This is a genomic window from Bradyrhizobium sp. USDA 4353, from assembly GCF_054063215.1.
Map to the genome: position 1 here is coordinate 5,901,753 of NZ_JBSSGB010000001.1, position 21,212 is coordinate 5,922,964.

General features: G+C 66.5%; 19 protein-coding genes and 1 pseudogene. 8 read left to right on the plus strand and 12 right to left on the minus strand.

Annotated elements, in window-relative coordinates; translation table 11 throughout:
• Nucleotides 1-6: 6 nt before the first annotated feature.
• From radA to ACVILH_RS26775, 4 genes and pseudogenes are all read left to right on the plus strand, one after another.
• A pseudogene (radA, locus tag ACVILH_RS26760) lies at nucleotides 7-1,507 on the plus strand (DNA repair protein RadA).
• A gap of 170 nt (nucleotides 1,508-1,677) precedes the next feature.
• Nucleotides 1,678-2,304: a CvpA family protein gene (locus ACVILH_RS26765; protein ID WP_456715564.1), complete on the plus strand. Its 627-nt coding sequence runs from the start codon at nucleotides 1,678-1,680 to the stop codon at nucleotides 2,302-2,304.
• Between the two features lie 23 nt (nucleotides 2,305-2,327).
• The gene (gene purF / locus ACVILH_RS26770) at nucleotides 2,328-3,890 is read left to right on the plus strand and encodes an amidophosphoribosyltransferase (protein ID WP_456715565.1); all 1,563 of its coding nucleotides are present in this window, start codon (nucleotides 2,328-2,330) and stop codon (nucleotides 3,888-3,890) included.
• 307 nt (nucleotides 3,891-4,197) lie between these two features.
• Nucleotides 4,198-4,944: an SDR family NAD(P)-dependent oxidoreductase gene (locus tag ACVILH_RS26775; RefSeq protein WP_456715566.1), complete on the plus strand. Its 747-nt coding sequence runs from the start codon at nucleotides 4,198-4,200 to the stop codon at nucleotides 4,942-4,944.
• Nucleotides 4,945-4,977: 33 nt separating this feature from the next.
• Here the strand turns inward: ACVILH_RS26775 and ACVILH_RS26780 are convergent, their stop codons facing one another.
• From ACVILH_RS26780 to ACVILH_RS26795, 4 genes are all read right to left on the minus strand, one after another.
• Nucleotides 4,978-5,364 carry an ATP-binding protein gene (locus ACVILH_RS26780; protein WP_456715567.1) on the minus strand — a complete coding sequence of 129 codons (387 nt, stop codon included), beginning with the start codon at nucleotides 5,362-5,364 and terminating at the stop codon, nucleotides 4,978-4,980.
• A gap of 296 nt (nucleotides 5,365-5,660) precedes the next feature.
• The gene (locus ACVILH_RS26785; protein ID WP_456715568.1) at nucleotides 5,661-5,984 is read right to left on the minus strand and encodes a hypothetical protein; all 324 of its coding nucleotides are present in this window, start codon (nucleotides 5,982-5,984) and stop codon (nucleotides 5,661-5,663) included.
• Entirely contained in the window at nucleotides 5,981-7,222 is a 1,242-nt protein-coding gene (locus tag ACVILH_RS26790; protein ID WP_456715569.1) for a patatin-like phospholipase family protein, read from the minus strand. The genes ACVILH_RS26785 and ACVILH_RS26790 overlap by 4 nt, the downstream gene beginning before the upstream one ends.
• A complete protein-coding gene (locus tag ACVILH_RS26795; RefSeq protein WP_456715570.1) occupies nucleotides 7,219-8,133 on the minus strand; it encodes a DUF3313 family protein in 915 nt (304 codons plus the stop codon). Before ACVILH_RS26795 ends, ACVILH_RS26790 begins: the two co-directional genes overlap by 4 nt.
• 179 nt (nucleotides 8,134-8,312) lie before the next feature.
• Between ACVILH_RS26795 and ACVILH_RS26800 the strand changes: the two genes are divergently transcribed.
• From ACVILH_RS26800 to ACVILH_RS26810, 3 genes are all read left to right on the plus strand, one after another.
• Complete coding sequence (locus tag ACVILH_RS26800) at nucleotides 8,313-8,951, plus strand: TetR/AcrR family transcriptional regulator (protein WP_456715571.1); 639 nt, start codon at nucleotides 8,313-8,315, stop codon at nucleotides 8,949-8,951.
• 96 nt (nucleotides 8,952-9,047) lie between these two features.
• Nucleotides 9,048-10,184: a hypothetical protein gene (locus ACVILH_RS26805; RefSeq protein WP_456715572.1), complete on the plus strand. Its 1,137-nt coding sequence runs from the start codon at nucleotides 9,048-9,050 to the stop codon at nucleotides 10,182-10,184.
• A 145-nt stretch (nucleotides 10,185-10,329) separates the two neighbouring features.
• Nucleotides 10,330-11,556, plus strand: a complete 1,227-nt coding sequence (locus ACVILH_RS26810) for an ABC transporter substrate-binding protein (protein WP_456715573.1) — start codon at nucleotides 10,330-10,332, stop codon at nucleotides 11,554-11,556.
• Nucleotides 11,557-11,621: 65 nt separating this feature from the next.
• On the opposite strand, the gene ACVILH_RS26815 is transcribed toward ACVILH_RS26810, so the two are convergent.
• Nucleotides 11,622-12,890 (minus strand): TCR/Tet family MFS transporter, encoded by a 1,269-nt coding sequence (locus tag ACVILH_RS26815; RefSeq protein ID WP_456715574.1) that lies wholly within the window; start codon nucleotides 12,888-12,890, stop codon nucleotides 11,622-11,624.
• Nucleotides 12,891-12,995: 105 nt separating this feature from the next.
• Nucleotides 12,996-14,687, minus strand: a complete 1,692-nt coding sequence (locus ACVILH_RS26820) for a tetratricopeptide repeat protein (protein WP_456717083.1) — start codon at nucleotides 14,685-14,687, stop codon at nucleotides 12,996-12,998.
• On the opposite strand from ACVILH_RS26820, the gene ACVILH_RS26825 reads away from it, so the two are divergent.
• Nucleotides 14,607-14,843 carry a hypothetical protein gene (locus tag ACVILH_RS26825; protein ID WP_456717170.1) on the plus strand — a complete coding sequence of 79 codons (237 nt, stop codon included), beginning with the start codon at nucleotides 14,607-14,609 and terminating at the stop codon, nucleotides 14,841-14,843. The genes ACVILH_RS26820 and ACVILH_RS26825 overlap by 81 nt on opposite strands.
• Nucleotides 14,844-15,012: 169 nt before the next feature.
• Here ACVILH_RS26825 and mtnK read toward each other — a convergent pair whose 3' ends face one another.
• The 6 genes from mtnK to nuoN form a co-directional block, all read right to left on the minus strand.
• The gene (gene mtnK / locus ACVILH_RS26830; protein WP_456715575.1) at nucleotides 15,013-16,314 is read right to left on the minus strand and encodes an S-methyl-5-thioribose kinase; all 1,302 of its coding nucleotides are present in this window, start codon (nucleotides 16,312-16,314) and stop codon (nucleotides 15,013-15,015) included.
• 201 nt (nucleotides 16,315-16,515) lie between these two features.
• Complete coding sequence (locus tag ACVILH_RS26835) at nucleotides 16,516-16,791, minus strand: DUF1467 family protein (protein WP_456715576.1); 276 nt, start codon at nucleotides 16,789-16,791, stop codon at nucleotides 16,516-16,518.
• 14 nt (nucleotides 16,792-16,805) lie between these two features.
• Nucleotides 16,806-17,210: a methylmalonyl-CoA epimerase gene (mce, locus tag ACVILH_RS26840; RefSeq protein ID WP_257165739.1), complete on the minus strand. Its 405-nt coding sequence runs from the start codon at nucleotides 17,208-17,210 to the stop codon at nucleotides 16,806-16,808.
• 70 nt (nucleotides 17,211-17,280) lie between these two features.
• Nucleotides 17,281-18,951 carry a ribonuclease J gene (locus ACVILH_RS26845; RefSeq protein WP_456715577.1) on the minus strand — a complete coding sequence of 557 codons (1,671 nt, stop codon included), beginning with the start codon at nucleotides 18,949-18,951 and terminating at the stop codon, nucleotides 17,281-17,283.
• The gene (locus ACVILH_RS26850) at nucleotides 18,952-19,758 is read right to left on the minus strand and encodes a biotin--[acetyl-CoA-carboxylase] ligase (protein WP_456715578.1); all 807 of its coding nucleotides are present in this window, start codon (nucleotides 19,756-19,758) and stop codon (nucleotides 18,952-18,954) included. It abuts the gene before it with no gap.
• A complete protein-coding gene (gene nuoN / locus ACVILH_RS26855; RefSeq protein WP_456715579.1) occupies nucleotides 19,759-21,186 on the minus strand; it encodes an NADH-quinone oxidoreductase subunit NuoN in 1,428 nt (475 codons plus the stop codon).
• Nucleotides 21,187-21,212 lie beyond the last annotated feature (26 nt).

Consider the following 21,212-nt stretch of genomic DNA (forward strand, 5'->3'; position numbering starts at 1 on the left):
TTCCCCATGGCCAAGATCGCCCTCTCCTTCGTCTGCCAGAATTGCGGCGCGGCCTATTCGGCGCTGGCAGGGCAAATGCGAGGCCTGCGGCGAGTGGAACACGCTGGCGGAGGAAGACACCACGGGCGCGACCTCGGCGCCAGTGTCGCTGCGCTCCAAGCGCAAGGGCCGCACCTTCCAGCTCGAATCGCTGACCGGCAAGAGCATCGACGCGCCGCGACTGTCCTCGGGCATGACCGAGCTCGACCGCGTCACCGGCGGCGGTTTTGTGCGCGGCTCCATTCTCCTGGTGGGCGGCGATCCAGGCATCGGCAAGTCGACCCTGCTGACCCAGACCACCGCGATGATGGCGCGGGCCGGCCATCGCGCCGTCTACATTTCGGGCGAGGAGGCCGTGGCTCAGGTGCGGCTACGCGCCGAGCGGCTCGGGCTCGCGGATGCCCCGGTGCAACTGGCGGCCGAGACCTCGGTCGAGGATATCATCTCGACCCTGTCCGAAGGCACGGTGCCGCGACTGATCGTGATCGATTCGATCCAGACGATGTGGACCGACACGGTCGAATCGGCGCCGGGCACGGTGACCCAGGTGCGTGCCTCCGCGCAGAAGCTGATCCGCTTCGCCAAAAAGTCCGGCGCCGCCATCATCCTGGTCGGCCACGTCACCAAGGACGGCCAGATCGCCGGCCCCCGCGTCGTCGAGCACATGGTCGACGCTGTCCTGTCGTTCGAGGGCGAAGGCTCGCAGCAGTTTCGCATCCTGCGCGCGGTGAAGAACCGCTTCGGCCCGACCGACGAGATCGGCGTGTTCGAAATGACCGGGCTCGGCCTGCGCGAGGTCACCAACCCTTCCGAGCTGTTCCTGTCGGAGCGCGATCTCGGCAGCCCCGGCACCGCCGTGTTTGCCGGCATCGAGGGCACGCGGCCCGTGCTGGTCGAAATGCAGGCCCTGGTGGCACCGACCTCGCTCGGCACGCCGCGCCGCGCCGTCGTTGGCTGGGATCCGAGCCGGCTGTCGATGGTGCTGGCGGTGCTGGAGGCGCATTGCGGCGTCAAGCTGTCGGGCCATGACGTCTATCTCAACGTCGCCGGCGGGCTGCGCATCCACGAGCCCGCGGCCGATCTCGCCGCCGCTGCCGCGCTGGTGTCATCCTTGGTGAACGCGCCGTTGCCGCCCGACGCGGTTTATTTCGGCGAAATCTCGCTGTCCGGCGCGGTGCGGCCGGTGGCGCAGACCTCGGCGCGGCTGAAGGAGGCCGCCAAGCTCGGCTTTTTGCGCGTGGTGCTGCCGGAGCGCGCCCGCGGCGAGGCTGGCGGCGATGCCGGGCTCAACCTCAACACCGTCGGCGGGCTCACATCGCTGGTTGCAGACATCGCCGCCCGCGGCACGCCGCGCGCGCGTCACGGCAACAGCGGAGACGACGGCGAATCGCGCGATCAGGGCCGCCGTGCCCCGAGCCATGCCGAAAAAAATGCCACACCAGCGAGATTCCGCCGCCAGGACGGCTAGCCGGACCGTGACGTTCCCGTGACTCGCCGCTATACAACGCCGCATCCGGGCCCGCACGGGATCGTGTGACGGACCGGACTTGCCGGGGAACCCTGCTTTCCTGCACCTGGGAAGGCCGTCCTCCGTCGATTCGAAGCGAACCTTGACCTTGAAGCGGACCTGAGCAGCCGATGCCCGTAACGATCCTCGATCTCATCCTGCTCGGCGTCATGCTGATCTCGGGGCTGCTCGCGATGGTCCGCGGCTTCATGCGCGAGGTGCTGTCGATCGCAGCCTGGGGCGCGGCGGCCCTGGTCACGCTTTATTCATTCTCCAAGCTGCTGCCGACCGCCAAAACCTACTTCAACAACGATACCGTCGCGAGCGTCGTTGTCGTTGCCGGTACTTTCGTCGGCACGCTGCTGATCGTCTCGATCATCACGGTCAAGATCTCCGACATGATCCTCGATTCGCGGATCGGCGCGCTCGACCGCACCCTCGGATTTCTGTTCGGACTGGGCCGTGGCCTGCTGATCGTCGTGGTCGCCTTCCTGTTCTTCAGCTGGCTGGTGCCGGACAAGCAGCGTCCGGACTGGGTTACTGGTGCAAAATCCCGTGTGGTCCTGCAGGGAACCGGGGATTGGCTGATGTCGCTCTTGCCTGATGATCCCGAGAACACCATTTTAAAGAAATTCAAGAAGAACAAGCCGGACGAAGACCAGACTGACACCGAGTCGCCCGGAGCGGGCGGCGATGGGTACAGCAAGCCTGCCCGCGACAGCTTGAAGAAGCTGATCGAGAAACCCGCGGCCAAGTGAGCCAAGCCCAGAAGAGAGGCGCGATGGACCAGCACCACGATTCTTCCGGCCACACCTCTTCAGGCCAAGCCTATTCCGATGAAGCCCAATCGGATGCCTACGGGGATCTGGACTTCGGACCTCAAGCCTGCACGAGAGACCCTGACCTGGACGGAGACACGCTGCGCGAGGAGTGCGGCGTGTTCGGCATTTATGGGCATAGCGATGCCGCGGCGATCACCGCACTCGGCCTGCATGCGCTCCAGCATCGTGGTCAGGAAGCCGCCGGCATCGTCTGCTACGATGGCACGCGCTTCCACAGCGAGCGCCGCCTCGGCCTGGTCGGCGACACCTTCTCTCGGCGCGAGGTGATCGAGCGCCTGCCCGGCAACGCCGCGGTCGGCCATGTCCGCTACGCGACGACAGGCGCAACGATCCTGCGCAACGTGCAGCCGCTGTTCGCCGAGCTCAACGCCGGCGGCTTCGCGGTCGGTCACAACGGCAACCTCACCAACGGCCTGTCGCTGCGTCGCGAGCTGGTGCGCGCCGGCGCGATCATGCAGTCGACCACCGACACCGAGGTCATCCTGCATCTGGTCGCGCATTCCCGCCGCAGCAACTTTATCGACCGCTTCATCGAGGCGCTGCGCGCGCTCGAAGGCGCCTACTCGCTGGTCTGCTTGACCAACAAGAAGCTGATCGGCGCCCGCGATCCCCTCGGCATCCGCCCGCTGGTCTATGGCGAGCTCGACGGCTGCCCGATCCTGGCCTCCGAGACCTGCGCGCTCGACATGATCGGCGCCCGCTACATCCGCGACATCGAGCCGGGCGAAGTCGTCGTCTTCGACGAGACCGGCATGCACAGCCACAAGCCGTTCCCGCCGAAGCCGGCGCGTCCCTGCGTGTTCGAATACATCTACTTCGCCCGTCCCGACTCGGTGGTCGGCGGCCGCTCGGTCTACGAGGTGCGCAAGGCGTTCGGCGCGCAGCTCGCGCGCGAGAGCCATCCCGAGGTGGACGTCGTCGTTCCCGTGCCGGATTCCGGCGTGCCGGCGGCGATCGGCTACAGCCAGTATTCCGGCGTGCCGTTCGAGCTCGGCATCATCCGCAACCACTATGTCGGCCGCACCTTCATCCAGCCGACCCAGGCGATCCGCGAATCCGGCGTGCGCATGAAGCACTCGGCGAACCGCGCCGCGATCGAAGGCAAGCGTATCATCCTGATCGACGACTCGCTGGTGCGCGGCACGACCTCGCGCAAGATCGTGCGCATGATGCGCGACGCCGGCGCCACCGAGGTGCATTTCCGCCTGGCGTCGCCGCCGATCCTCTACCCCGACTATTACGGCATCGACCTGCCGGACCGCGGCGGCCTTCTGGCGGCCACGCATTCCCTGGAGGAAATGCGCGAGCTGATCGGCGCGGATTCGCTCGCCTTCCTGTCCATCGACGGCATGTACCGCGCGATGGGTGAGCCGGCCCGCGATCCGGCCGCGCCGAAATACGCCGACCACTGCTTCACCGGCAGCTATCCGACCAACCTCACCGACCAATCGCTGGTCGAGCCGACCCAGCACCAGCTCTCGTTGCTGGCCGAGGCGAGCTGAGGCGGTCTCTCCTCACGACGTCATTCCGGGGGCGATGCGCAGCATTGAACCCGGAATTCCGAAGTTGTCTTGCGCGACTCACCTCTAAATTCTCAGGTGCGCAATTGCGCACCATAGTTCGAGGCCTGCGGCCTCGCCCGGAATGACAGCATAAGGTTGGCCGTCGTCCCGGCGAAAGCCGGGACCCATCAGGCACCGAACGTCGTTCGGTAGGCAGGACTAGCCACGACCAGCCAAGTCCCTCATAACCGCCGCAGAGTATGGGTCCCGGCGTTCGCCGGGACGACCAAGATTGAGACTTGCGCCCATGACCACCCTTCCCCTCGCCAATCGGATTGCCCTCGTCACCGGCGCCTCGCGCGGCATCGGGCATGCGACCGCGCGCGCGCTCGCCCGCGCCGGCGCACATGTCGTGGCCGTCGCCCGCACCCAAGGCGGGCTGGAGGAGCTCGACGACGAGATCCGCAAAGAGACCGGCAATGGCGCCACCCTGGTGCCGCTGAGCATGACCGACAGCGACGGCATCGCCCGGCTCGGGGCCGCGCTGCATGAGCGCCATGGCAAGCTCGACATCCTCGTCGGCAATGCCGCGGTGCCCGGCCCGTCCTCGCCGCTCGGCCATATCGACCTGAAGCCGTGGAACGACGTCGTCGCCGTCAACCTCACCGCCAACTTCCAGCTGATCCGCTGCATGGAGCCGCTGCTGAAGGCCTCCGACGCCGGCCGTGCCGTGTTCGTCACGTCAGGCGCCGCCCACAAGGCGCAGGCCTATCTCGGCCCCTACGCCGCGACCAAGGCCGCGCTGGAGACGCTGGCGCGGGTCTGGGCGCACGAGACCGAGCGCACGCCGCTCCGCGTCAATCTGTTCAGCCCCGGCCCGATCCGCACCCGCATGCGCGCCACGGTGTTCCCTGGCGAAGACCCGATGACGCTGGAGACGCCCGAGCAGGCCGCCGAGTTTATCCTGCCGATGTGCCTGCCGTCCTGGACCGAGACCGGCAAGTTCTACGACTACAAGACCCGCACGCTGAAGAGCTTTCAGCCGCCGGCGTGAGAGCGACGGACGCCGGCCACGTCAGGTGACGTGCTACCTCACTCTCCCGCTGCCTGCCGCGACCTCCACGAGAGCGATGGCGCGCTCCGGACAGGCCACGACGCACAGGCCGCAGGCGAGGCAGCGGTCGCTGTTCGGCGTGGCGGCCGTCTTCATGCCGTGGAAGCGGACGCGCATCCGGCCGAGGAAGGACAGCGCGCGAAAATCATCCTCGCTGATCGGCACGACGTCGAACACGTCGAAGGGGCAGACCTCGACGCAATCGCCCTTGGCCTCGCATCTGTTGCGGTCGACCACCGGCACGAAGCGACCCGGCTCGGCCTTGCAGCCGACGCCTGGCCGCTTCGGATGCCGCGCTGCCTTGCGGACCTTGGCGGGATTGGTGCGCTTCGAGAGTATCGGCGGGGTGGGCTCGGTCAATTGGTCTGATCCTGGTGGATGCTGGTCAGGCGATGCTGAGGACGAAGGTGTTGCCCGCCCAGCTACTAGCGACACCTACCGCCGTCGTCCCGGCGAACGCCGGGACCCATAACCACCGGCGGTCGTTGTGGCGGATGATCGCAATGCAGATTGTCTATCATCACACACATCACGCGGTATGGGTCCCGGCGTTCGCCGGGACGACGGCGGAGGACGTGGTCGGTACTTCCCGCCTCATGCATGCGCCATCAACACGTTTGTAACTGACAGACGTCGTGGCTGATCGGCACCGCGACCTACTTCGGAGCAGGACTCTGTGCAGGCTTCGCTGGCGTTCCCTTCACGGCTGGCGGCAATTGGCGATCGCGGACGGTCATCAGCTCCTTGCGCAGCTTCTCCTGCTGCTCCACCGACAGCACCGGCCGCTGATCGTCGTGCGGCACGTCGTTGACGGGCAGATAGTTGTAGGTGTTGTGAAACTGCCCGTCCGTCTCCGGCGCAGGCGTGCTCGAGGTGGCGCAGCCGCCGAGCGGCAGCATCATCAGCAAGGTCCCGCAGGCCAGCGCCGCGCGCACCGAGGCTCTTACGCCGGAACGACACGTCGACAGTGATGAGGTCATCGCACCGCCGCCGCCATGGTGCGCGCAGGGATCTGCGCCGTGATGCCATGCTCGTTGGACTGCAGGCCCGGCAGGGCCTTCACCCAGGGATAGCCGCGCCGTCCCATGTCAAAGCCGCGATCGAACAGAGCGGTCATGTAGCTGCGGTCGAACGGGCCATCGGCCTTGGCCTGGAAATCGGCCGGCACGCTGGCGAGGTTGAAGTCGATGCCATTGAATTTCGCCACCGAGTAGATGCGGTAGATGTCGCCGATGCCCTGGTTCTTGACCAGCGTCGCCAGCGAGCGCTGCGTCACCGAGAGCACGTCGGCGCCGACGCTCTCGAATTGCGGATCGATGCGGGCGTTGCGGATGACGTAGAGATGCGCGCCGCTCACGCTCCTGCGCGGGCCGCGGCCGGAGACGAGGCGCAGCACCGACGGACCGATGAACACCTGCCGGGTCACGCCGCCATCGACATGCAGCTCGTCGAAATCCTTGTCGCCGATCCGCACCTTGATGCGCACGGGCGCGAAGGCGCCGGGCACGGTGGCGGAGGCCAGCAGCACCTGCCGGAAGAGATCGATTGCCTCGGGCGTGTCGGCGGCGGCGATGCGGCCCATGTCCCACAGCACCGGACGCTGCGCATCGAGATTGGTGGTGCCGACCAGCAGCACCCTGCCCCTCGCGCTCTCGCGGGCGACGTCGCGCAGGAAGTCGCGGTCGACATATTTCTCGATCAGGCGCGACAGCGGCGTGTTGTCGGCCAGCGCCGAGCCCTGCAGCAGGCCGGGAATGTTGACCGTGAAGATGTCCTTGCGCTCATAGGCGGTGAAGATCTCGCGCAGCCGCTCATCATGGGCGCGGCCCAGGAAGACGAACGGCGCGATCAGCGCGCCGGAGCTGACGCCCGTCACCATGTCGAAGCTCGGCCGATTGCCGGCCTCGCCCCAGCCGGCCAAGAGACCGGCGCCGAACGCGCCGTTCTCCGCGCCGCCGGAGATCGCCAGGAAGTTCAGCGGGCGCGACACGGCCATTTCGGCCGATGCGCGCTGCATCGATGCTTCCGTCATGCGCGGCGACGGCTCGTCGCCCCAATAGCGCACGTCGCGAAAGCCGACCGGCTCGGCGCTGAGCGCTGCCAGCTCGGACGGCGCATTACGCGGCATGATCGCCGCGCAGGCGGCAAGCTGCAACGACGCGGCGAGCACGATTGCGACACGCAGGGCAACGGTCCGGAAGCTGGCGGCGGGCATCATCGCGACGGCTGCAGCTCCATGCTCGCGACCTCCGGCGCCGATTGCGGGGCCACAGGCTTAGGCTGCCCCTTGGCCTCCTCGGCGCCCTTGTCAGTCCAGCCCGGCGGCAGGCCGAGGCCGGCGCCGACGAATCCCTTCAGGCCCGGGAAGCGACCAAACTGCTCACATGCGGCATATTTAGGGGCGCCGCCGAGCTTGGCCGGCACGCTGGAAACGGACGGCAGCGAGGCGAACGAGGCGACGCCTGAAAACGGCGACTCGCCGGTCGACACAAGCTTGGCAAAATCGGCACCGAACTCCGAAGCGAGGTCGTAGGCATCGCCGTCATTGGCCATCCGGGCCGTGGACACCGAGTTGGCGGCGCGCGCCCACACCATCGCGGCCTTCTGGAAGCCGGCGAAGTCGCGGGCCTCCGCCTCGACCGACAACGTGCCGAGCCCGACCGGCAGCCGCGGCACCGGCACGGGAACGCCCGGCAGGGCCACGGTCTTGGCGATCGAGGCGGCCTGCGAGGCCGCTGAGGCGGTCGCATTGGTCGCCGTCGCATGGGTGACGGTCGCCTTGATGATCAGGTCGGCCTCCTCGCCCGGCGCTACCACTTGGAAGCGCTCGCTCAACCGCAGGCACATTTCGCGGCTGATGGCGTTGGCCACCAGCTTGCGCTCCGTCTCGTCGAAGGCGACGTCGGCACGAGGCGAAAAGGCGGTCGGCTCGACCCGGACCGTCTTGGCCTCGAGCAGCTCCTTTTTGTTGGCCTTGATCTGAGCGCGCGTCACCAGGCCGTTGGCGTCGGCGAGACGGTCGTAGCTCCTCAGCGAGCCGGCGCGCTCCAGCGGCGCGGTGGCGCAGCCGGCGGTGCTGATGGCCAGCGAAGCCAGCGCTGTCCACTGGAGCGGAGCAAAAGGCACCATACCGCGGAGACTCATTGATAGATAACTCACTCTAGCTTATCTCACGGGCTTTGAGGCCTGTCCATGTAAACTAGATCAAATTCTCTAGATGAGAGCGGCGTAAAATATTATTTTATATTACAATCAGTTGGCTCACCTTCTAGAATGAGGCGAGATTTGGGCAGACGAGATCTGGCGCGATGAGGAAGGTCGATCCGGTCAAGCACGAGCAGAAGCGGCTGGAGATTCTCCAGGCGGCGCTGGCGTGCTTCGTCAAAGACGGCTTTCACGGCGCCAGCACCACCGACATCTGCGCCGAAGCCAAGATCAGCCCCGGCCACCTCTATCACTACTTCCGCAGCAAGGAGGCGATGATCCAGGCGCTGGTCGAGCGCAACCTCAGCCATGCCGCCGGCCGGCTCGAGGCGATCCTCGCGGCGCCGGATGTGATCGAGGCGCTGGTGCAGGAGCTCGAGAGCACCAGCATCCACCAGCCGCAGGCCCAGGTCCTCAGCACCGAGGCGCTGGCGGAGGCCTGCCGCAATCCCGGCTTCGCCCCCATCGTCCACGCGCAGGGTCGCGCGATGCGGGCCCTGCTGGTCGACTTCCTCATCAAGGCGCAGCGCCGCGGCGAGGTCGATGCCGGCCTCGATCCCGAAGCGACCGCGAACATCCTGTTGGTCATCGTCGATGGCGCACGCGCGCTGCCGATCCGCAATCCCTGCGTCGACCTCAAGCGTAGCAGCGAGCATCTGCGGCTCATGCTGACGCGCTTTCTCCGGCCGTCCGCAGCGGCGCCGCCACCGGCTACAGCCCCCGCCGAGCCGACGGCGGTCTGAGCGGATCGCGTCAGCTGCGATTGACACCCCTCCCCGCCCGCGATTGACTGCATCCAACCAAGCGGATTGACCGCAGCAGGCGATCGGGAGGATGCCATGACGCGAGCACAACGCGGACGCGCGACTGGTCGCGCCCAGGCAGCCCTCTTGTTCGCGATCGCTGCCATCGCCCTCCTGCTGCCGCGCATGGTCAGCGCCGCCGACATCCCGGCCTTCGCCGTCGAGCCGTCCTGGCCGAAGCAGCTGCCCAACAACTGGATCCTCGGCCAGGTCGGCGGCATCACCGTCGATGCCCAAGGCCACGTTTGGGTCATCCATCGCCCGCGCTCGCTGACCGACGACGAGAAGGGTGCCGCCCTCACTCCGCCGCGCTCGAAATGCTGCATCCCGGCGCCGCCGGTGCTGGAGTTCGACACGGAAGGCAATCTGCTGCGCGCCTGGGGCGGCCCGGGCCCGGGCTACGAATGGGTCGGGCGCGAGCATGGCATCGAGGTCGATGAGCGCGGCTTCGTCTGGATCGGCGGCAATGCCGACAATGATAACGCCATCCTGAAATTCACCCTCGACGGCAAGTTCGTCGCGCAGATCGGATCGATCGCGCCGAGCAAGGGCTCCAACGACACCACGCAGCTCGGCAAGCCGGCGGAGACCGCGATCGACAAGGACGCGAACGAGATCTACGTCGCCGACGGCTATGGCAACCGCCGCGTCATCGTGTTCGATGCGACGACGCTGGCCTACAAGCGTCATTGGGGCGCCTATGGCCATGTGCCTGACGATGCCAAGCAGGCGGCCTATGATCCGAAGGCGCCGGTGTCGCAGCAGTTCGGCAATCCCGTGCATTGCGTGAAGATCGCCGACGACGGCCTCGTCTATGTCTGCGACCGCATCAACGACCGCATCCAGGTGTTCAAGAAGGACGGCACGTTCGTCACCGAATGGTTCTTCGAGAAGAATACGCTCGGCAATGGCGCGGTGTGGGACATCGCGATCTGGCCCGATCCGAAGCAGACTTATTTGTTGTCCGCCGACGGCGAGAACAATGAGATCCGGATCATCCGCCGCGCCGACGGCCAGGTGGTCGGGAGCTTCGGCCACAATGGCCGCAATGCCGGCCAATTCCACTGGGTCCATGCCATGGCCGTGGACAAGCAGGGCAACGTTTATACCGCCGAGGTCGACACCGGAAAGCGCATCCAGAAATTCCGGCTGACCTCGGACGCGCTGCGTTAACGCTCGCGCCATCAGCCCAAAGCTTGGGCTCCCCTCCCCCCTTTTGGCGCATTGCCGCAACTCACAAGACCGGCTAATCAGGATGGCAGACGGCCAAGGGGCGCCCAAGATGCCCCGCCGCGACACGATACCAGGGAGGACTTTGATGACGACGTCTCATGCGCGGCGGATGGCCGCGCTGCTTGCAGCCACCACGCTCAGCTTTGCCGGCTCCGCCTTTGCCGACGACAAGGTCGTCAAGATCGGCGTGCTCAACGACATGTCGAGCCTCTATGCCGACATCGGCGGCCCGAATTCGGTGGCTGCGATCAACATGGCGGTCGAAGATTCCGGCATGAAGGCGAAGGGCTGGACCATCGAGGTCATCAGCGGCGATCACCAGAACAAGCCCGACATCGGCGTCAATATCGGCCGGCAGTGGATCGACACTCAGAAGGTCGACGTGATCATGGACACGCCGAACTCCGGCGTGGCGCTGGCCGTCTCCAACCTGGTCAAGGAGAAGAACTCCATCCTGCTCAACTCCGGCGCCGCCACCGCCGACCTGACCGGCAAGGCTTGCAACGCCAACACCATCTCCTTCACTTACGACACCTACATGCTCGCCAACGGCACCGGCAAGGCGCTGACCAAGGCGGGCGGCGACAGCTGGTTCTTCCTGACCGCCGACTACGCGTTCGGCCAGGCGCTGGAGCGCGACACCTCGGCCGTGGTCACCGCCAATGGCGGCAAGGTGCTGGGCTCGGTGAAGCATCCGCTCAACACCGCCGACTTCTCGTCCTTCCTGCTGCAGGCGCAGTCGTCGAAATCCAAGGTCATCGGCCTTGCCAATGCCGGCGGCGACACCACCAACGCGATCAAGCAGGCCTCCGAGTTCGGCATCGTCCAGGGCGGCCAGAAGCTCGCCGCGCTCTTGTTGTTCGTCAACGACGTGCATGCGCTCGGACTGAAGGTCGCGCAGGGCCTGACCTTCACGGAATCGTTCTATTGGGATCTCAACGACAAGACCCGCGAATGGTCGAAGCGGTTCCAGAAGCTGTCGCCGAAGGGCACGATGCCCTCGATGACCGTGGCGGGCAACTACGCCGGCACGCTGCATTACCTGAAGGCGCTGGAAGCGCTCGGCGGCAATCCGCATGACGGCGCCAAGGTCGTGGCCAAGATGAAGGAGATCCCGACCGACGATCCGCTGTTCGGCAAGGGCCCGCTGCGCGCCGACGGCCGCCGCCTGATCCCGGCCTATCTGTTCGAGGTCAAGAAGCCGGACGAGTCCAAATATCCCTGGGACTACTACAAGCTGATCGCGACCATCCCGGCCGAGGATGCCGCCAAGCCGCTCGAGGCCAGCGAGTGTCCGCTGGTGAAGAAGTAACAGCTTCAATCTCAGACGAGGCGCGCGCCGCGCCGTCTCGACCTCCAAGGGAGACCCTCATCCGTTCAGGATGAGGGTTTTTCTTTGCCCGCACGCAGCGTCCGCACCGCAATCACCAGCGCCATGATCAGCAGCGCCGAGACCAGCAGGAACGGCGCGCCGGGCAGATGCAGCGGCGCCGTCGCGCCGATGAAATAGGCGAAGGTCAGCGTGAACAGGAAGGGCCCCGCGAGCTGAGCCATGCTCTGCACGCTCGACGTCGCGCCCTGCAGCTGGCCCTGCCGGTCCGGCGGCACCAGCCGCGTCATCAGCGCCTGGATCGCCGCCCCCGACACGCCCCACAGCGCCATCGCCGGAATGCCCGTCCAGCTCAACGGACCGGTCGGGGCGAGGCCGAAGATCAGGAAGCCCAGCGTGCCCGAACAGAGCCCCAGCATCAGTGCACCGCGCTCGCCGAGCGAGCGTACGATGAAGCCAACCGCGCCGCCCTGCACCACCATCGCGCAGACGCCGACGATCGCGAGCGTCAGGCCGACCGTGCGGGTGTCCCAGCCATAACGATAGGTCGCGTACAGCACGAAGGTCGAGGGCAGCACGACATGGGCGAGCTGGGTGATGAAGTTGACGAGCGACAGCCCCGCGAGCGTCCGGTCCGAACGCAACAAGCGCAGCGCGCCCAGCGGATTCGCCGACCGCCAGCGGAACGGGCTGCGACGCTCTGATGGCAAGGATTCCGGCAGCACAAGGAGGCCGTAAAGCGCATTGGCGAAGCTCAAGCCCGCGGCCGCCCAGAACGGCAGCCGCGGATCGATGTCGCCGAGGAGACCGCCGGTCGCAGGACCGAGCACGAAGCCGGCGCCGAATGCGGCCCCGATCCGTCCGAAGATCGCGGCGCGCCGCTCCGGCGGCGTCAGGTCGGCGATGTAGGCAAACGCTGTCGAGATGCTGGCCGAGGTGACGCCGGAGATCAGCCGGCCGACGAACAGCCAGGCGAGCGACGGCGCCAGCGCCATCAGCACGTAGTCCGCGGCGAGGCCGAAATTCGACAGCAGGATCACCGGGCGCCGCCCAAACCGGTCCGACAGGCTGCCGAGCACCGGCGAGAACACGAACTGCATCAGCGCCCAGGCGGTGCCGAACAGGCCGAAGATGCGCGCCGCCTGCGCGGTGTCGTTGCCGACGAAGCTCTCGATCAGCTTCGGCAGGATCGGCATGATCAGGCCGAGCGCGAGCATGTCGAGCAGGATGGTGACGAAAATGAACGCGACCGCGCCGCGGCGCGGAGCCTGCGGCGCGACGGCCTCGTCGGATGTCGTGCTGTCGGTTGGAAGCATGGCCTGCCATCGGAGGGGCGCCTACGGCAGCCGCAGACGGGGGCCGACTTATACACCGCCAACCGCGGTCAGCAATCCGGGCGCCAAGGCGGGACGGTGCGCAGCTCAGCCGGGCTCCTTCCGAAGGCTGATCGCGTCCTGCAGCGCGGCGCGGACCCGCCCGATGACCGCGGCGTAGTCACGGCGCTCGTCCTGCCGGAACAGGCGCATGGTCGAATACCATGGGCTGTCGTCACGGTCGAGCAGCCAGCGATAGTCCGGCACATAGGGCAACAGGATCCAGATCGGACGCCCGAGCGCGGCCGCGAGATGCGCGACGCTGGTGTCGACGGTGATGACGAGATCGAGGCTCGAGACGAGCGCCGCCGTCTCGACGAAGTCGGTGAGATCAGCCGTCAGGTCGATCACCTCCGCGCGCTCGCGCAGCGCCGGCCGATCCTCGGCGCGCGGGTCCTTCTGCAGGCTGATGAAGGTCGCATCTGCATCGAGCAGGCCGGCGATCGTCCGGAACGGCATCGAGCGCGCGCGGTCGCGCGGGTGCCGGGGATTGCCCGACCAGACGAGCCCGACCCGCAAGCGATCATGCGGCCCCAGGCGCTGGTCCCACGCCGCGACGCGATCCGGCGGCGGCGCCGGAAGATAGGCGGTTTCGGCGGGGATGGAGTCAAGGCGGGTCTGGAACACCAGCGGCAGGCTGGTCAGGGGGCAATGAAAGTCATAAGGCGGCACCATCGCAGCCGATTTCGGAATGCACTGCGCGACGCCGGGGAGCCGCGACAGCAGCGGCTGCAATTCGTCCTGGACCAGCAGGATCACCCGCGCGCCGCGTGCCGCCAGCATCGGGACGTAGCGGGCGAACTGGATGACATCGCCGAGGCCTTCATCCGGGCAGACCAGGACGGTCTTGCCGTCGATCGGCTCGGCACCTTGCCAGAGCGGGCCCGACAGCTTGGGATAGCCATCGACGAGGACAGGAATTCGCCACCGCGCCGCCTCTCGCCCCGCCCAGCCCGCTTCGAAATTGCCGGTCAGCAGATGAAGGAGCGCGAGATTCCAGGCGGCACCGGCATCATTGGGGTCATCGGCAACCGCGCGGCGATAGCCGGCCAGCGCCTCGTCGTAGCGGCCGAGCTGCTCGAGCGCGATCGCCTTGTTCTTCAGCGCATGCTTGTCGCCGAGGGCGAATGCCATGTCGTAAGCGAGCAAGGCGTCGCCATGGCGGCCAAGCGCCGACAGGCAATTTCCCATCTGATTGCAGACATCGGCATTGGTCGGATCGAGCAAACGAAGCGTTTCGAGGTCGCGGAGGGCCTCCGAATAGCGCGCGAGATTCATCTGTGCCGTCGCGCGCAGGCTCAGTGTCCGCGTGTTGCCGGGTTGCAGGCTGATGCACAGATCGAGATGGACGAGCGCATCCTCGAAACGTGCGGCCTGATGCGAGAGGATCGCGGCGTTCTGTGCAGCGTCCAAATAGCCGGGATTGAGCTTGAGCGCATGCTGGAAGCTGAGAATGGCGTCGTCGTTGCGCCCGAGCTGGGCGAGCACCAGACCCAGATTGTGCCATCGCTCAGCGTTGCCGGCCTCGAGCTCGACGGCTTTCTCGAAGGCCTTGAGCGCCTCTGCGCCGCGCCCCTGCTGCAGCAGCACCGTGCCGAGCGTGGTGAGATAGAGCGGCTTGGGCTCGCGCCTGAGCGCGTTGGCGAGCCACTCCACGGCATGGTCGAGCTGCTGGCTCTGAAGGCACAACACCCCCATCAGATGCAGCGTGTCGGCATGACCGGGATCCTGCGCCAGCAGCTGCTGGCAACAGAGCTGCGCATCGAGCGTCCGGCCTGCGCGCATGTGCTGGACCGCGGTCTCGTGCAGTTGGGCCAGATCGCCGCCCGGCGCCTGGCCGGCCGTGTTTCGATCCTGAGCCTTCTGATCCTTGCGGCCAGCCATTGCGCCACCTGAAATTGCAGATCGGCCGAACGGTATTTGATTCCGCCCCTCGCCGAAAGGCAGAGGCCGCTGATCCCTGGGCGGGATGGGCGGCCCCCTGTCGCTCATGGCTCGAGCGAGCGCGGCGTCCGGGACGTCAGGGCCGAGGGAGCCGTACTCTCTCTGGACTAACAAGGACCGTTCAAAACTGCGGCTGCCAATGCCGCAGCTCGCGGGCGGCCTTGGTCACCGCGGCGATGGTTGTGAACGACGCCGTCTCGACCATCAGCGTGCGCGCCAGGCGTAGCGCCCGCGCCTCGCAGGTCGCGCGCCGCCTTGTGTCTTCGATCAACTCGAAATCGATGTTGTGCGCGAGGCCAAGGATGCGGCGGATGATCTTCGCCGCCGTGAAGCCGACGGCGTCCTGGAACAGCCTCGCCATATAGGCCTGACGTTCCGCTTCCAGCCGCGCGGCGCCCGCCTCGCCGGGAAACAGCGACAGCGGATAGGCATCGCCGGTCGCATCGCTGCGCCACAGCGTCAGGAACTTGTGCGCGAATCCGCTCCACACCTGATCGACGGTGCCGAGCACCCAGCTCTCGAACGCCTCCCGGTCGCCTTGCGACCGCTCATGCCCGGCGGAAGCGAAATAGGCCATCAGCAGATTGGCCAGGACGGCGCCGACGTCGAAGCCCATCGGACCGTAGAAGGCGAATTCGGGATCGATCACCTTGGTTTCGGTCTCCGTCACCATGATCGATCCGGTGTGCAGGTCGCCATGGATCAGCGCCTCGGCGCTCGACAGGAATTTGAGCTTCAGCCGGGAGACCGCGACATGCAAATCGAGATCGGCGCGGATGTCGGCTGCGGTCGCGTCGAGCCATGGCGCGGTCCAGCGGTTCTGCTCGGCGATGCGATAGGGATCGGTGAAGATCAGGTCCTCGGTGATCTTGCACAGCGCATGATTGCCGGCAAAGCTTGCGATCGCCTCCTTCTTCGCAGCGGCCGACAGCGCGAGGTCGGATGAGAAGAACAGCGTCCGCGCCATGAAGGTCGTGATGTTCTCGACGAAGCCCGGATAGATCGTGCCGGCGACCAGGCCCTTGCGCATGATGATATGCGGCTCGAGCAGCTCCATGGCGGTCAGCGCCAGCGCCGGATCATGGTGCACGATCGCCGGCACCAGGCCGGGCGCGAGGCGGTTCTGATGGGTCAGCGCCAGATGCTCATAATGGGCGCGTGACAGCGGCAGCGGCCAGCTCTCGCCGACCAGGCGCACATAAGGCAGCGCCTGCTTTACCGCGAGACCGCCGGTCGATCCCTTGACGATGAAGACGAGATTGAGATTGCCGTCGCCGACCTCGGTGATCTCCCAACACTCGGCCGGTCCGCCCAGTTGCGCCGCGACCGCCGGCGTCGCCGCGAGCGTGCTGCGAAGATCCGTTTCATTGAGAATGCGATAGCCCGGCGGCGTCCCCTGCCCGGCTGCGGCCGATGTCGTCACGCGCGACCTCCCTGTCGATCTTGTTGTCACCTCCTATAGCAAAAAAGCCGACGCGCGTCCGCGCATCGGCTTTGTCGAGATGTTGTGCGACGCAAGCAGGCTAAATCGCGATGAGATCAGGATGAATCGTCATCGCGCTGTAGGTTATTGTTTGCGCATGATCTTTTCGGAAAACCGCTGCGCACTTTTCCGGATCATGCTTTAGAACGGCAGCCCCATCAGCTTGGACAGCCGCTCGATGCTGAGATAGCCAGCCTGATAGGCTGCCAGCGCGAGGCCGAAGATCACGGCCGACAGAAATGTCGTCCAGATCAGGCGGCGGCCCATCAGGCTGATCGTCGGTGCGCCGGGATCAGTGCCCGGCAAGGCACCGCCGGTCTCGTGCTGGCTGCGCACGCCGAACGGCAAGGTGACGAACAGCGTGACCCACCACAACACGAAGTAGATCGCGAGCCAGGTTGAGATCGTATAGACCATGATCGTGCCGAGCCTCAGGCCTGCTCGATCTCGACGAGCGCGCCGGAGAAATCCTTCGGATGCAGGAACAGCACCGGCTTGCCGTGGGCGCCGATGCGCGGCAGCCCGTCGCCGAGCACGCGGGCGCCTTCCTTGATCAACGTGTCGCGCGAGGCGATGATGTCGGGCACCTCGTAGCAGACATGGTGGATGCCGCCATCGGCATTGCGCTCCAGAAACTTCGCGATCGGCGAGGCCTCGCCGAGCGGCTGGATGAACTCGATCTTGGTGTTGGGCAAGGTCACAAACACGGTGATGACGCCGTGATCCGGCAGCGGCAGCGGCGCCGAGATCTCCGCGCCGAATGCCGCGCCATAGATCTTCGCCGCCTTTTCCGCGTCCTTGACCGCGATCGCCACGTGGTTCAGCCGGCCCAGCATTGCATCCTCCACTTCTTGTTTGTCGTTCGATCGGCGCGCGTCAGACGTCCAGCAGCTACACTTCCAGCACTCACACTTCCAAGACGTGCACCAGACAGATCGGCTTCTTGCCCCACTGCTCGTTCACAGCCGAGCGAACCGCACGCCGCACCGACTCGGCTGCCGCATCCGGGTCACGCCGGCGCGCCCGGGGCAGGCCTTCGAAGGTCGAGACCACGGCATCAAACACGATGTCGTCCATCGGCTCGCCGGCCGTCGTCTTCTCGGGGATGCCGACCATGTCGACCTCGGGATCGTCGACCAGCTCGCCCTTCTCGGTGACGGCCAGCGCCACAAAGATGCAGCCGGCGAAGCTCATCTTGCGGCGCTCGACGACGGCGCGCGACTTCGAATCCTCGAGGATGGTGCCGTCCTTGTAGAGCCGCCCCGACGGCAGCTCATCGATGATGCCGGGGTCGCCGGGGCCGAGCTTCACGAGATCGCCATTGCGGCAGGTGATCACCTTGGGCACGCCGCAGGCGCGCGCGAGACGCGCGTGCTCGTGCAGGTGCAGCGCCTCGCCATGGACGGGGATCAAAAGCTGCGGCCGCGTCCAGGCGATCATGTCGCGCAGCTCGTCGCGGCGCGGATGGCCTGACACGTGCACCAGATGGTCGCGGTCGGTGATGATCTCGATGCCCTGCTGCACCAGCCCGTTGATGACAGCGCCCACGGCCTTCTCATTGCCGGGGATGGTGCGCGAGGAAAAGATCACGGTATCGCCCTTGTTCAGGGTGACCAGCGGATGATCGTCGTTCGCGATGCGCGCCAGCGCCGCGCGCGCCTCGCCCTGGCTGCCGGTGCACAACGCCAGCACCTTGTCCGGCGGAAAGTGACCGTACAGATCCATGCCGCGGAAATTCTGCACGCCGTCGAGATAGCCGGTCTCGCGCGCGACCTGGACGACGCGCTCCATCGCGCGGCCGACGATGACGACCTCGCGCTCGGCCTCGCGCGCGGCATCAGCGACGGCGCGAATGCGCGCGACGTTGGAGGCGAAGGTGGTGACGGCGACGCGGCCTTTGGCTTCCTTGACCAGCTTGGCGATCGTCTTGGCGACCTCCGCCTCGGACGGCGAGCGCCCTTCGCGCACGGCATTGGTGGAGTCGCCGATCAGCGCGAGCAGCCCGGCATCGCCGAGCTCGCGCAGCCGCTTCTCGTCCGTCGGCGCGCCCAGCACAGGCGTCGGATCGATCTTCCAGTCGCCGGTGTGCAGGACGGTGCCGACCTCGGTATGGATCGCCAGCGCGTGCGATTCCGGAATCGAATGCGCGACCGGAATGAACTCGACGTTGAAGGGGCCGATATCAACGCGGCCGCCTGACGGGATCACCTTGACGGGGATCTTGGCCGGCAGCCGCTCGGCCTCGCACTTCGCCTCGAACAGCGCGGCGCTGAACTTGGTCGCGTAGATCGGGCATTTCAGCCGCGGCCAGAGATCGATGATCGCGCCGAAATGGTCCTCATGGGCGTGCGTCAGCACCAAGCCGACGAGGTTCTTGCCCTCCTTCTCCAGGAAGCTCACATCGGGCATGATCAGGTCGATGCCCGGCAGATGCTCCTCGTCGCCGAAGGAGACGCCGAGATCGATCGCGAGCCAGGAGCGCTGGTGGCGATTGCCGAGGCCGTAGATCGACAGGTTCATGCCGATCTCGCCCACGCCGCCGAGCGGCGCAAATGTCAGTTCGTCGGGACGCGCCATCTAGACCGCTCCTTTGGATGCGACCGAGCCGAAATGAACATCACCGGCCGTGATCGGCTCCAATCGTCCCTCCGCGGTCCGCACCAGCATACAACCCTGTTCATCGATCGTGTCGAAAATCCCCTCGATGATAGCATGCCCGGACCTGATGGCGACGGGCTGGCCGAGGCCTGCCGCCCGCTCCAGCCACAGCTTTCGGATATCGCCGAAGCCACGCCCGGCGTTCCAGATGCCGAAATATTCGACCCAGCAATCGGACAGAGCGGTGAACAGATCCTCGGCGCTAACCTCGACGCCGAGGTCCCGCAGCGAGACCGCCGGTGTCGGGGTATCGGTTGGTGCGGCCACCACGTTGGTTCCGATGCCGGCCACGACGGCCAGGCCGCCGGCTACCTGCTCCGCTTCGAGCAGCATGCCGACGATCTTGCGGCCGCCAGCGAGCACGTCATTGGGCCATTTCACGGAGAAATCGAGGTTCGAACTGCCGCCGGAGCGCAGCACGGCCTCCCGGCTGACCTGCCGCAGGGCGCTCGAGATCGCCAGGCAGGCGGCAAAGCCGAGCGTGGCCGCAACGGCGGGCGCGACGTTCAGCAGTTCGAGGACGGAGGACGCCAGATTGCCGCGCGGCGCAATCCATGGCCGCTGGCGCCGACCTCGCCCGGCCGTCTGTTCCGTCGTGACGAACCAACTCGGCTTGGCGCCCTGCCGCGCAACGGAGAGGGCCTCGATATTGGTCGAGCCGGCCTGGTCGAAGACGACGAGCCCGTAACCGCTGGCAGCGGCACGGGCTCCGAGCGTAAACGTCATCTAGAACAGCGACTTCGCCGCGGCCGCGGCGGCGCTGACCAGCGGGCCGGGATAGGCGAAGAACAGGATGTTGAAGACGCCGGAGATCGCAAGCACGGTGCGCAGCTCGATGCGGACCGGATCGACGCTCGGCAGCGGCTCGTCGAAATACATCGTCTTGACGATCAGCAGGTAGTAGTAGGCGCCGACCACGCTGGTGAGCACGCCGATCACGGACAGGGTGAACAGCCCGCCCTTGATCGCCGCGACGAAGACGTACCATTTGGCGAAGAAGCCCGCGAGCGGCGGGACGCCGGCCAGCGAGAACAGCAGCATCGCGAAGAAGAAGGCGAGCAGCGGATTGGTGCGCGAGAGACCGGCGAAATCGCTGATCTTTTCGAACGACTGGCCGTTGCGCTTGATCGCCATGATCACCGCGAAGGAGCCGAGCGTCATCGCCACGTAGATCGCGATGTAGGTCAGCACGCCCTGTGCGCCTTCGACCGTGCCGGCGGCGAGGCCGACCAGCGCGAAGCCCATGTGGCCGATCGACGAATAGGCCATCAGGCGCTTGATGTTGGTCTGGCCGATCGCGGCGAACGAGCCGAGCGCCATCGAGGCGATCGACACGAACACGATGATCTGCTGCCACTGGAAGGTGATGCCCGGGAATGCCGTCAGCGCGACGCGGGCGAACACGGCGATCGCCGCGACCTTCGGCGCGGAGGCGAAGAACGCGGTGACCGGGGTCGGCGCACCTTCATAGACGTCCGGCGTCCACATGTGGAACGGCACCGCCGAAACCTTGAAGCACATGCCGGCGAACAGGAAGACGAGGCCGAAGATCACGCCGACGCTGCCGGTCTTGGTCGCCGCCGCGATCCCGGCAAAGCTCACCGTGCCGGTGAAGCCATAGACCAGCGAGGCGCCGTAGAGCAGCATGCCCGACGACAGCGCGCCGAGCACGAAGTACTTCAGGCCGGCTTCCGTCGACTTGACGTTGTCGCGATGGCTGGCGGCGACGACGTAGAGCGCGAGCGACATCAGCTCGAGGCCGAGATAGAGCGCGATCAGGTCGCCGGCCGAGATCAGCACCAGCATGCCCAAGGTCGAGAGCAGCACCAGGATCGCGTATTCGAAGATGCGGCGGTCCGGCTTGGAGAGAAACTCCGCCGACATCACCAGCGTGCCGATCGAGCCGATGATCGCCAGGACCTTCAGGAAGCGCGCATAGCTGTCGGCGATGAAGCTGCCGCCGAATGCCTGCCCGGCCGGCTGCCTCAGCACGAGGACGCCGACCACGATCAGCAGCACGACCGCAAGGCCGGTGACGATCCCCGTCGTCCCCTGCCCGCGAAACGCGCCCAGCATCAACAGCGCCATGGCCCCCAAGGCCAGCAGCAGCTCCGGCAGCACCACCCAAAGCTGAGGCCCAAGATTCTCGATCATCGTCTCTGTCCCGACCCCTTAAGGTC

Bases quoted from the DNA above. Each gene is read 5' to 3' on its own strand.
- ACVILH_RS26805 (WP_456715572.1), top strand. From the start codon at position 9,048: ATGACGCGAGCACAACGCGGACGCGCGACTGGTCGCGCCCAGGCAGCC.
- ACVILH_RS26765 (WP_456715564.1), top strand. From the start codon at position 1,678: ATGCCCGTAACGATCCTCGATCTCATCCTGCTCGGCGTCATGCTGATC.
- ACVILH_RS26775 (WP_456715566.1), top strand. From the start codon at position 4,198: ATGACCACCCTTCCCCTCGCCAATCGGATTGCCCTCGTCACCGGCGCC.
- ACVILH_RS26785 (WP_456715568.1), bottom strand. From the start codon at position 5,984: ATGACCTCATCACTGTCGACGTGTCGTTCCGGCGTAAGAGCCTCGGTG.
- ACVILH_RS26850 (WP_456715578.1), bottom strand. From the start codon at position 19,758: ATGACGTTTACGCTCGGAGCCCGTGCCGCTGCCAGCGGTTACGGGCTC.
- ACVILH_RS26835 (WP_456715576.1), bottom strand. From the start codon at position 16,791: ATGGTCTATACGATCTCAACCTGGCTCGCGATCTACTTCGTGTTGTGG.
- ACVILH_RS26810 (WP_456715573.1), top strand. From the start codon at position 10,330: ATGACGACGTCTCATGCGCGGCGGATGGCCGCGCTGCTTGCAGCCACC.
- mce (WP_257165739.1), bottom strand. From the start codon at position 17,210: ATGCTGGGCCGGCTGAACCACGTGGCGATCGCGGTCAAGGACGCGGAA.
- ACVILH_RS26845 (WP_456715577.1), bottom strand. From the start codon at position 18,951: ATGGCGCGTCCCGACGAACTGACATTTGCGCCGCTCGGCGGCGTGGGC.
- ACVILH_RS26800 (WP_456715571.1), top strand. From the start codon at position 8,313: ATGAGGAAGGTCGATCCGGTCAAGCACGAGCAGAAGCGGCTGGAGATT.
- nuoN (WP_456715579.1), bottom strand. From the start codon at position 21,186: ATGATCGAGAATCTTGGGCCTCAGCTTTGGGTGGTGCTGCCGGAGCTG.
- ACVILH_RS26815 (WP_456715574.1), bottom strand. From the start codon at position 12,890: ATGCTTCCAACCGACAGCACGACATCCGACGAGGCCGTCGCGCCGCAG.
- ACVILH_RS26795 (WP_456715570.1), bottom strand. From the start codon at position 8,133: ATGGTGCCTTTTGCTCCGCTCCAGTGGACAGCGCTGGCTTCGCTGGCC.
- purF (WP_456715565.1), top strand. From the start codon at position 2,328: ATGGACCAGCACCACGATTCTTCCGGCCACACCTCTTCAGGCCAAGCC.
- ACVILH_RS26790 (WP_456715569.1), bottom strand. From the start codon at position 7,222: ATGATGCCCGCCGCCAGCTTCCGGACCGTTGCCCTGCGTGTCGCAATC.
- ACVILH_RS26825 (WP_456717170.1), top strand. From the start codon at position 14,607: ATGGTCGAGCTGCTGGCTCTGAAGGCACAACACCCCCATCAGATGCAG.